The sequence below is a fragment of the Acidimicrobiia bacterium genome (genome assembly GCA_036271555.1).
In the GTDB taxonomy this organism is placed as follows: Bacteria; Actinomycetota; Acidimicrobiia; order IMCC26256; family PALSA-610; genus DATBAK01.
In genome coordinates, this window is sequence record DATBAK010000077.1 from 79,988 (window position 1) to 89,984 (window position 9,997).

12 protein-coding genes are annotated in these 9,997 nt (G+C 69.5%); all 12 read left to right on the forward strand.

Going from position 1 to position 9,997, the window contains the following annotated elements:
- Positions 1-54: 54 nt before the first annotated feature.
- Positions 55-690, forward strand: coding sequence for an acyltransferase (locus tag VH914_17760; GenBank protein ID HEX4493057.1), 636 nt, complete (start codon positions 55-57; stop codon positions 688-690).
- Between the two features lie 123 nt (positions 691-813).
- Positions 814-2,187, forward strand: coding sequence for an NAD(P)/FAD-dependent oxidoreductase (locus tag VH914_17765; GenBank protein HEX4493058.1), 1,374 nt, complete (start codon positions 814-816; stop codon positions 2,185-2,187).
- Between the two features lie 207 nt (positions 2,188-2,394).
- Positions 2,395-3,399 carry a polysaccharide deacetylase family protein gene (locus VH914_17770; protein ID HEX4493059.1) on the forward strand — a complete coding sequence of 335 codons (1,005 nt, stop codon included), beginning with the start codon at positions 2,395-2,397 and terminating at the stop codon, positions 3,397-3,399.
- The gene (locus VH914_17775) at positions 3,396-4,484 is read left to right on the forward strand and encodes a glycosyltransferase family 2 protein (protein HEX4493060.1); all 1,089 of its coding nucleotides are present in this window, start codon (positions 3,396-3,398) and stop codon (positions 4,482-4,484) included. The genes VH914_17770 and VH914_17775 overlap by 4 nt, the downstream gene beginning before the upstream one ends.
- A 10-nt stretch (positions 4,485-4,494) precedes the next feature.
- Positions 4,495-4,950 carry a ribose 5-phosphate isomerase B gene (rpiB, locus tag VH914_17780; GenBank protein ID HEX4493061.1) on the forward strand — a complete coding sequence of 152 codons (456 nt, stop codon included), beginning with the start codon at positions 4,495-4,497 and terminating at the stop codon, positions 4,948-4,950.
- Positions 4,947-6,200, forward strand: a complete 1,254-nt coding sequence (gene glyA, locus VH914_17785; protein HEX4493062.1) for a serine hydroxymethyltransferase — start codon at positions 4,947-4,949, stop codon at positions 6,198-6,200. The genes rpiB and glyA overlap by 4 nt, the downstream gene beginning before the upstream one ends.
- Before the next feature lie 78 nt (positions 6,201-6,278).
- Entirely contained in the window at positions 6,279-7,511 is a 1,233-nt protein-coding gene (locus tag VH914_17790; GenBank protein ID HEX4493063.1) for an MraY family glycosyltransferase, read from the forward strand.
- A gap of 161 nt (positions 7,512-7,672) precedes the next feature.
- On the forward strand, positions 7,673-8,029 hold the full coding sequence (locus VH914_17795; protein ID HEX4493064.1) for an AtpZ/AtpI family protein: 357 nt from the start codon (positions 7,673-7,675) through the stop codon (positions 8,027-8,029).
- Positions 8,017-8,475: a hypothetical protein gene (locus VH914_17800; protein HEX4493065.1), complete on the forward strand. Its 459-nt coding sequence runs from the start codon at positions 8,017-8,019 to the stop codon at positions 8,473-8,475. The genes VH914_17795 and VH914_17800 overlap by 13 nt, the downstream gene beginning before the upstream one ends.
- 4 nt (positions 8,476-8,479) lie before the next feature.
- The gene (gene atpB, locus VH914_17805; GenBank protein HEX4493066.1) at positions 8,480-9,250 is read left to right on the forward strand and encodes a F0F1 ATP synthase subunit A; all 771 of its coding nucleotides are present in this window, start codon (positions 8,480-8,482) and stop codon (positions 9,248-9,250) included.
- Between the two features lie 81 nt (positions 9,251-9,331).
- Complete coding sequence (atpE, locus tag VH914_17810; GenBank protein HEX4493067.1) at positions 9,332-9,520, forward strand: ATP synthase F0 subunit C; 189 nt, start codon at positions 9,332-9,334, stop codon at positions 9,518-9,520.
- Between the two features lie 8 nt (positions 9,521-9,528).
- Positions 9,529-9,997, forward strand: a 469-nt coding sequence (locus tag VH914_17815; GenBank protein ID HEX4493068.1) for an ATP synthase F0 subunit B, incomplete at its 3' end; no start/stop codon positions are given.

Below are 9,997 nucleotides of genomic sequence, written 5' to 3' on the forward strand. Positions count from 1 at the left end.
GTTCAGCGGAGCTCGGCGCCGGCCCACCGTGCCGCGACGAGCGAGGATGCGACCATGAGTGCCGACCCACGGATCCATCCGACCGCCCAGGTCGAGGACGGCGTCGAGATCGGCGCGCGCTCGGCCGTCTGGGCCGACGCTCACGCGCGCCGCGGTGCGCGCATCGGTCGCGACTGCATCATCGGGGAGAAGACGTACCTCGGTCCCGACGCGGTCATCGGCAATCTGGTCAAGCTCAACGCGATGGTCTACGTGCCGACCGGCGTCACGATCGAGGACGGCGTGATGATCGGCGCGGGCACGATCTTCACGAACGACCGCTACCCGCGCGGCACGAACACCGCGCTCACCGAGCTGCGTGACTCCGGGCCCGACGAGCACACGCTCGAGACGCGCGTCGAAGCGGGCGCAAGCGTCGGCGCGGGCGCGACGATCGGCTGTGGCCTCACGCTCGGTCGGTGGAGCATGGTCGGCATGGGCAGCGTCGTGACGCGCGACGTCCCGCCCTTCCATCTCGTCGTCGGCAGCCCCGCACGCGCGATCGCGATCGTGTGTCGCTGCGGCGAGCCGGTGTGGCGTTTCCCGCACGCCGACGCGCCGAAGAACGCCGAGGGCCACTGCACGGCATGTGGTCTCGCGTATCGCGTCGAGAAGGGCGAGGTCGTCGAGCTCGACCCGCCGGCCTCGTGACCGCGCACTGCAAGCTCAGCGCGCGCATCCCCACGCGGCCGAAGGCGCGAGCGAAGCGAGCGAGGCTCGCCAGCGGGCGTGCGAGTCGGCGACCCGAAGGGGAGCCGGCGAAGGAGCGAGCGCATGAGCAACGGTGAGCGCATGAGCAACGGCGAGCGCATGAACATCGCCGTCGTCGGCGGGGGCATGCTCGGGCTGACGCTCGCGCATCGGCTCGCGCAGCAAGGGCGCGCGGTCACGCTCTATGAAGCCGCGCCGTCGCTCGGCGGCCTCGCGAGCGCGTGGAGCGTGCCCGTCGAGGGCGAGGCGCCGGTCGTGTGGGACCGGCACTATCACGTCACGCTGCTCTCCGACGCGCACACGCGCGGCATCCTCGCCGAGCTCGGCCTCGACGACGAGATGCAGTTCGTGAAGACGCGCACCGGTTACTACAGCGACGGTCAGATGTCGTCGGTGTCGAACGCGCTCGAGTTCCTGCGCCTCCCCGCGCTGAACCTCGTCGACAAGGTCCGGCTGGGCGCGACGATCTGGTACGGCTCGCGCCTGAAGGACTGGCGCAAGCTCGAGCAGGTCGACGTCGAGACGTGGCTGCGCCGGATCTCCGGTGCGCGCGCGTTCGACCGTTTCTGGCTGCCGCAGCTGCGCGCCAAGCTCGGCGACGCGTACCAGGAGACGTCGGCCGCGTTCCTCTGGGCGACGATCCAGCGGCTCTACGCCGCGCGGCGGTCGGGGCTGAAGGAAGAGCTGTTCGGCTACGTGCCCGGCGGCTACGCGCGCGTGCTCGAGCGCTTCGGCGCGTTGCTGCGCGACGAGGGCGTGCGGGTCGAGTTGAGCGCGCCGGTCGCGCGCGTCGAGTCGGTGAACGGGCGCGTCGAGGTGACGCGTGCCGGCGGCGCGGTCGACACGTTCGACGACGTCGTCATCACCGCGGCGGCGCCACTCGCGGCGCGCCTGTGCCCGGGGCTCGCGCCGGCAGAGGCCGCGCGCCTCGCGCGCACGCGATACCAGGGCATCGTGTGCGCGTCGCTCGTGCTGAAGAAGCCCGTGGCGGGCTACTACCTCACGTACATCGCCGACGACGTTCCGTTCACGACCGTCATCGAGATGTCGACGCTCGTCGACCCCAAGCAGTTCGGCGGCCACACCCTCGTGTACCTGCCGAAGTACCTCGCGCCCGACGACCCGTTCTTCGGCGCCGACGACGACGCCGTGCGCGAGCGCTTCCTGCCCGCGTTCTTCCGCCTGTATCCGCACCTCACCGAGGACGACGTGCTCGCGTTCCGTGTGTCGCGCGTCCGGCACGTCTTCGCGCTCTCGACGATCGCCTACTCGGAGCGGGTCCCGCCGCTGCACACCAGCCAGCCCGGCATCCATCTCTGCGGGAGCGCCCAGATCGTCAACGGGACCCTGAACGTCGACGAGGCCATTGCCCTCGCCGAGCGGGCCGCCCGCAGGCTGACGGAGACGCCGGCGCGGCCCGCCCTGCAACCCGCGTAGGGCCGGCCTTGGTCCGGCACGGCGCGGGGACGTGCGACGTCCCATCCCGCGTCCGGAGCGGGAGCGCCCCGACGGGCGGTGGCCCGTATCCCGCCGCCGAGCGGGTGCGACCAGTGGTGCAGCCCAAATCCGGGGGGCCGAGGCGCCGAAGAAGAAGGGGTCGCTACGCGCCGTTCTCCGGCGCGGCCTGATTAGCCTGAAGGTGCCATGAAGCCGCTGGCCAGCCTGTCGCTCGACCTCGACAACGAGTGGTCGTACCTCAAGACCCACGGCGACCCGGCTTGGGAGGCGCTGCCGTCGTACCTCGACGTCGCGGTGCCCCGAGCGCTCGACCTCCTCGCGTCGCACGATCTGACCATCACGTTCTTCGTCGTCGGCCAGGACGCCGCGCTCGAGAAGAACCACGAGGCGATCGCCGCGCTCGCACGCGCGGGCCACGAGATCGGCAACCACTCGTTCCGGCACGAGCCCTGGATGCACAAGTACTCCGAGGCCGAGGTGCGCGACGAGCTCGGCCGCACCGAGGAGGCACTCTCGGCGATCACCGGCTCGACGCCGGTCGGCTTCCGCGGCCCCGGTTACTGCCTCTCGCCGACCGTGCTCAAGGTGCTCGCCGACACCGGCTACGCGTACGACGCGTCGACGTTGCCGACGATCATCGGTCCGCTGGCGCGTGCCTTCTACTTCCGCTCCGCGAAGCTCGACGCGAGCCAGCGCGAGGAGCGCGGTGAGCTGTTCGGCAACGCGAGTGAGGCGCTGCGCCCGCTCGCTCCGTACCGCTGGGACGTCGGCACCGACGGCCTCATCGAGATCCCGGTCACGACGATGCCCGCGTTCCGCGTGCCGTTCCACTTCTCGTACCTGCTCTACCTCGCGGGTCGCTCGCCTGCGGCCGCGCGCGCGTACTTCCGGACCGCGCTCTTGATGTGCCGCGGCGCGCGCGTCGCACCGTCGATCCTGCTGCACCCGCTCGACGTCATCGGTGCCGACGACGTCTCCTCACTGTCGTTCTTCCCAGGCATGGCGATGACGGGCAAGGTGAAGCGCGAGCTGATCTCGGGCTTCCTCGCGCTGCTCGCCGAGCGCTTCGAGATCTGCACGATGGGGGAGCACGCCGCGTCGATCACGGGCACCAATTTGAAGGTGATCGCGCCCGGTCAGCGCCGCCCGACCCGCCAGCCCGCGACCGCGGGGAGCGGGAGCCGATCGTGAGCAGCCTGTCGCCGCAGAGCGACTCCGGCGTCGTCGTGCCGTACCCGGTGCCGGCGACGAAGCCGTCGGTGTCGGTCATCGTGCCCGCGTTCAACGAGTCGGCGATCATCCTCGAGACGCTGCACACGCTCGTCGACTACATGCACGGCCTCGACGAGCGGTTCCGCTGGGAGATCGTCGTCGTCGACGACGGCAGCACCGACGGCACCGGCTACCTCGCGCAGCAGGCCGCGACGAAGAACCCGCAGATCCGCGTGCTCCGGCACCGCGTGAACTTCATGCTCGGGCAGGCGCTGCGCACCGCGTTCAACAGCTGCACGACCGATTACCTCGTCGTCATCGACTGCGACCTCAGCTACAGCGCCGATCACATCGGCCGGCTCCTCGACACGATCGAGGAGACGCAGGCGCGTGTCGTGATCGCGTCTCCGTACATGCCGGGCGGTCGCACGACCGCGGTGCCCGCGCTGCGCAACCTCGCGTCGCGCACCGCGAACCAGATCCTCTCGGTCGCCGCGAGCGGGCGCATCCGCACGCTCACCGGCATGGTGCGCGCGTACGACCGGCGCTTCATCGCCTCGCTGAACCTCAAGGCGATGGGCACGGAGGTGAACACCGAGATCATCTACAAGGCGCAGTTGCTGCGCGCGCGCATCGAGGAGATCCCGGGTCACCTCGACTGGACGGTGATCGGCCAGCTGCCGCGCCGCTCGACCGTGCGGCTCGCGAACGGCACGATCCGCTCGCTCATCTCCGCCTTCTTCTTCAAGCCGTTCGCGTTCTTCATCGCGCCCGGTCTCGTTACGAGCGTCGCCGCGTTGATCACGCTGTCGTTCGCGCTCGGCCAGCCGTTCGAGCACGCCCGCGTCACCTACATGCTGGGGATCTTCCTCGCGGCGGGCGCGATCATGCTGCTCAGCGTGGGCATGCTGGCGCTCCAGGCGAAGCGATATTTCGAGGAGCTGTTCTCGCTCGGCACGCGCGTCCTGCGCGAGGTGCGCGGCGAGTCGCCGACGCCGTCGAACTTCCTCGAGGACCCCGCGCGCTCACCCGCGCCCCCGCCGGTGCGGGGCCCGGCCTCCTAGACTCCGGGCCGTGCGGATCGCGATCGGCTCCGACCACGCCGGCTTCGCGCTGAAGTCCCACCTCGTCGAGGTCCTCACCACTCAGGGCCACACGGTCACCGACCTCGGCACCGACTCGGAAGCGCCGGTCGACTACCCGAAGTACTGCGCGGCGGTGGGACGCGAGGTCGCGAGCGGTGCCGCGGAGCGTGGCATCGTGCTCGGCGGCAGCGGCCAGGGCGAGCAGATCTCGGCCAACAAGGTGCACGGCGTCCGCGCCGCGCTCTGCAACGACCTCTACACCGCGCGGCTCAGCCGCGCCCACAACGACGCCAACGTGCTCTCGATGGGCGCCCGGATCGTGGCCTTCCAGCTGGCCGAGGAGATCCTCGGGATCTGGCTGACGACGCCGTTCGACGGCGGCCGGCACGAGCAGCGCCTCGAGCAGATCGCGGCCATCGAGCAGGAGGAGCAGAACCCCCGATGACGACCCCCCACCCGCTCGCCGACACCGACCCCGCGATCGCCGACATCATCCACCGCGAGGTCGAGCGCCAGAACACCACGATCCAGCTGATCGCGTCGGAGAACTTCACGTCGCGCGCGGTGATCGAGGCGCAGGGCTCGGTGCTCACGAACAAGTACTCGGAGGGCTACCCCGGCAAGCGCTACTACGGCGGCAACTTCGTGGTCGACGAGGCCGAGGAGCTGGCGCGTACGCGCGCCTGCGAGCTGTTCGGCGCCGAGCACGCCAACGTGCAGCCGCACTCCGGTGCGAACGCGAACCAGGCCGCGTTCTCCGCACTGCTCGACCCCGGCGACCGCGTGATGGGCATGCGGCTCGACCAGGGCGGTCATCTCACGCACGGCTCGCCCGTGAACTTCAGCGGCAAGCTGTACGACTTCGTCGCGTACGGGGTCGACGACGAGTCCGAGATGCTCGACTACGACGTGATTCGCGACCTCGCGAAGGAGACGCGTCCGAAGCTGATCATCGCGGGTGCCACCGCGTACTCGCGCGTGATCGACTTCGCCGCCTTCCGCTCGATCGCCGACGACGTGGGCGCGCTGCTGATGGTCGACGCCGCGCACATCGCGGGGCTCGTCGCCGGCCGCGCGCATCCGTCGCCGGTGCCGGTCGCCGACGTCGTGACGTTCACGACGCACAAGACGCTCCGCGGCCCACGCGGCGGCGCGGTGCTGTGCCGTTCCGATCGCGCGCAGGCGATCGACAAGACCGTGTTCCCTGGTCTGCAGGGCGGGCCGCTCATGCACGTGATCGCGGCGAAGGCGGTCGCGTTCCTGGAGGCGCAGCAGCCCGCGTTCCGCGACTACTCGGCGGGCATCGTGCGCAACGCGCGGGCGCTCGCCGAAGGTCTCGCGTCGGAGGGTCTGCGCATCGTCTCGGGCGGAACCGACAACCACCTCATGCTCGTCGACGTGCGCCCGTTCGGCGTCACCGGCAAGGCCGCGCAGGAAGCCCTCGACACCGCGGGGATCACCACGAACAAGAACGCGATCCCCAACGATCCGGAGAAGCCGTTCGTCACGAGCGGCCTGCGCCTCGGGACCGCGGCGGTCACGACCGCGGGGATGGGACCGGGCGAGATGGCGGAGGTCGCGACGCTGATCGCGACCGTGCTGCGCGCGATCGACGACGCCGGAGTCGCGGCCGATGTGCGCGACCAGGCCGCACGCCTCTGCTCGAAGTTCGAGCCGTACCCGGGTCTCTCGTAGTCACCGCATGAACGGAGCAGGCGCAGCAGCCGTGATCAGCGCGCGACACGATCGTGAAGCGCATGCGGATGCGACCGTATGAAGGGCTACGCGGTCGTCCTCGCCGTCGCCGCGGGGACGACGTTCCTGCTGACGCCGCTCGTGATGCTGCTGGCGCGGCGCTTCGGTGCGGTCGTCGAGCCGGGCGCGCGTCGACAGCACACGCAGCCGATCGCAACGCTCGGCGGCGCGGCGATGTTCGTCGGCTTCCTCGCCGCGATCTCGGTCGCGTCGCGCATGTCGCAGTTCCACCAGATGTTCCGCGACAACTCCGAGCCGTTCGGCGTCGTGCTCGCCGCGGGAGTGATGTTCCTCGTCGGCGCGCTCGACGACATGCGCGACGTGTCGCCGCCCGCGAAGGTCGCGGGTCAGGTCTTCAGCGGCGGCATGCTCGCGCTGTTCGGCGTGACGATGTTCTACTTCCGCGTCCCGTTCAACCTGTTCCACGCCGACGTCGTCGTGCTCTCGCAGAACCTCGCGCCGCTCGTCACGGTGCTCTGGGTCGTGCTGCTCACGCAGGCGATCAACCTCATCGACGGGCTCGACGGGCTCGCGGCGGGCATCGTCGCGATCGGCGGCAGCGCGCTGTTCCTCTTCGCCGATCGCCTCTTCAAGGCCGGTTTCCTCGACGGATCGAACATCGGCCCGCTCATCGCGATCATCGCGGTCGGGATGTGCGTGGGCTTCCTGCCCTTCAACTTCAACCCCGCGAAGATCATCATGGGCGACGCCGGCGCGCTGCTGCTCGGTCTCATGCTCGCGGTGCCGACGATCACGGTCGGCGGGCGCACCGACGTGCAGTTCAGCGGCAACACCTACTTCTTCTTCGCGCCCCTGGTGATCCCGCTGATCATCCTCGGTGTGCCCGTCGTCGACACCGTGTTCTCCTTCGTCCGTCGCGTCGCGCGCGGTCGTTCGTTCTCCGAGGCCGACACCGATCACCTGCACCACCGGCTCGTGCGCCTCGGCCACGGTCCCCGGCGCGCGGTGATGATCCTCTGGGCGTGGACCGCGTTGCTCTCGTGCGTCGCGCTCCTGCCGACGTACACGAACCGCGGCAACGCGCTCGTGCCGTTCCTGCTCGCGGCGCTCGCGCTCGTCCTCTTCATCCTCTTCCACCCCGGTGTTCGCCGGGGTCGGAACCGCGCCGGCCGCTCCCGGCACCCCGCGGCGACACTCCGGACGGGCGCGGAGGAAGAAATTCAGGCAGACTCCCCGGCCGGGCTCGAGACCGTCGTGGACCTCGAGCACCACCGGCGCAAGCGGGCCTGACGGATCGAGCCCGCGAGCTCCACCAGCCGCACCAGCCAGAGCAGTCAGCCATCCGTCGCGCGGGCCAATTTGCCCGCCTGACCGTTCTTTATTAGATTGCGAAATAATTCACAAGCGTCTTCCAGGCCCGGGAGGACGCAGGGGGATCGAGCAGGGTTTCGGTGGTAGAGCCAGCAGCGGATCAGCTTCGCGAGCGCCCGGCGAGCCGGGTTCGCGACCACATCAAGCGGCCTCTCGGCCTCCGGCACATCGCCGCGGCGCCGTCCGACCCGCCGCTCGCGGACCGGCAGGCCCTCTACACCGGGTTCGGCAACGCCCTCGGCCAGGCCGTCGAGTTCGTGGCCACGCCGTTCCTCTTCTTCCTCGCCGGCCTGTGGCTCGACCACGTGTTCGGGACGGGCTCGATCCTGCGGGTCACGTTCTTCGCGCTCGCCCTCACGGGCGTGGTCGTGAGCGCGTTCTACAAGTACCGCGCCGCGATGGACGAGGCCGAGGAGGGCAAGCCGTGGAAACGGTGATGTCTACGGCGCCGGAGACCTCCACGGCCTACGAGCGCGACATCGCGTTCGACCTCCTACGCCACGGCTTGCTCGTCGCGCCGCTCGGCGTCGCGATCGGCGCGCTGACCGCGGGATGGGCCGGCGCGGTGGGTGTGGCGCTCGGCGTCGCCGTGGTGTGCTTCAACTTCCTCGTCGCCGGCGGGCTGCAGAGCTGGGCGGCGACGAAGGGCTCGCCCGGGCTGCTCGGCGGCACCGTGCTCGCGAGCCTCATCCTGCGGTTCGTCGTCGTGATCGTCGCGCTCGTGCTCGCCGGTCACGCGTCGTTCCTGAACCTCACCTGTTTCGGTCTCGCGCTCGTCGTGAGCCACCTCGGACTCCTGATCTGGGAAGCGAAGTCGGTACGGCTGCAACTGGCCTTCCCTGGCCTCAAGCCGCGCCCGCACGCTCTCGGCGGAAAGGACTGAGCCAGTGCTGCTCGGACTCGACGTTCCCCCGATCTCGAACCTGACCAACTGGCCGGCGTTCGCGTTCAAGAACTCGTCGCTGTTCGCACTCAACAAGGTCGGACTGATCTATCTCATCGCGACGGCGTTGACGCTGCTGCTGTTCCTGGTCGGTGCCCGGCAGAAGAAGGCCGTGCCGACCGGCGTGCAGGCGATGTCGGAGATGGGCGTCGAGTTCGTGCGCGACCAGGTCCTCATGCAGACGATCGGTCCGGAGGGCCTGCCGTTCCTGCCCTACCTCACCGCGCTGTTCTTCTTCCTGTTCTTCAGCAACATCTTCGAGATCATCCCGTACTTCCAGTTCCCCGCGAACGCGCGGTTCGCGATGCCGCTCGTGCTCGCGCTCGTGACGTGGGTGATCTTCAACGTCGTCGGCGTCGTGAAGCAGGGACCGCTGCACTACGTGAAGAACTCGCTCGTGCCGTCGGGCGTGCCGAAGGCGCTGTTGGTCATCGTCATCCCGATCGAGTTCGTCTCCCACTTCCTCGTGAAGCCGTTCTCGCTGATGGTGCGGCTCTTCGCGAACATGCTCGCCGGTCACCTCATCCTCGCGACGTTCTCGGTGATCTGCACCGCGGTCTTCAAGAAGAGCCTGCTGCTCGTCATCCTGCCGTTCAGCTTCGTCCTGCTCTTCGCGCTCACGGGCTTCGAAGTCCTCGTGAGCTTCCTGCAGGCGTTCATCTTCACCATCCTCACGGCCGTCTACATCGGCGGCACCATGCATCCCGAGCACTAGGGAGGAACCTTGCTCCACGTACTGGCAGCTGCCGCCACCTCCGGCGTCACCGACAAGGGTCTCGCGTCGGTCGGTCGCGGCATCGTCTACGGCGCCGCGGCCATCGGCCCCGGCATCGGCATCGGCCTCGTGGTCGGCAACGCCATCACCGCGATGGCGCGCCAGCCCGAATCGGCCGGCACCGTCCGCACGACGATGTTCCTCGGCATCGCGTTCACCGAGGCGCTCGCGCTGTTCGGCTTCGTCCTCGCGTTCATCATCTCCGGGTAGGGGGAATCGTGCGTAAGCACCTTCGTGCACTGATCGCAGCAGTCGGCATCGCGGTCGCGGTGTTCGCCGTCGCCGCGCCTGCATACGCGCAGGAGTCGACGCCGAAGTACGCGAACGAGGCGGCCGAGCATTGCGCCGGGCTCCTCGCCAAGGGCGGCTCGATCGACGACTGCCAGAAGGCACCGTCGCCGCTCAAGCCGGGCAACAACGAGATCCTGTGGGGCTCGGCTGCGTTCGTAGTCCTGTTGCTCGCGATGTGGAAGTTCGGCGTGCCGGCCGTGAAGAACATGGAGAAGGCACGCGAGGACCGCATCCGGGGCGACCTCGAGGGCGCGGAGTCGGCGAAGGCCGAAGCCGAGGCCGAGAAGGCGCAGTACCTGGCGCAGATCGCCGACGCCAAGAACGAGGCCGGACGCCTGATCGAAGAGGCCCGCCAAGCCGCCGAGACGGTGCGAGCCGATCTCGTGGCGCGCGCCG

Bases quoted from the DNA above. Each gene is read 5' to 3' on its own strand.
- VH914_17760 (HEX4493057.1), top strand. From the start codon at position 55: ATGAGTGCCGACCCACGGATCCATCCGACCGCCCAGGTCGAGGACGGC.
- VH914_17765 (HEX4493058.1), top strand. From the start codon at position 814: ATGAGCAACGGTGAGCGCATGAGCAACGGCGAGCGCATGAACATCGCC.
- VH914_17770 (HEX4493059.1), top strand. From the start codon at position 2,395: ATGAAGCCGCTGGCCAGCCTGTCGCTCGACCTCGACAACGAGTGGTCG.
- glyA (HEX4493062.1), top strand. From the start codon at position 4,947: ATGACGACCCCCCACCCGCTCGCCGACACCGACCCCGCGATCGCCGAC.
- VH914_17790 (HEX4493063.1), top strand. From the start codon at position 6,279: ATGAAGGGCTACGCGGTCGTCCTCGCCGTCGCCGCGGGGACGACGTTC.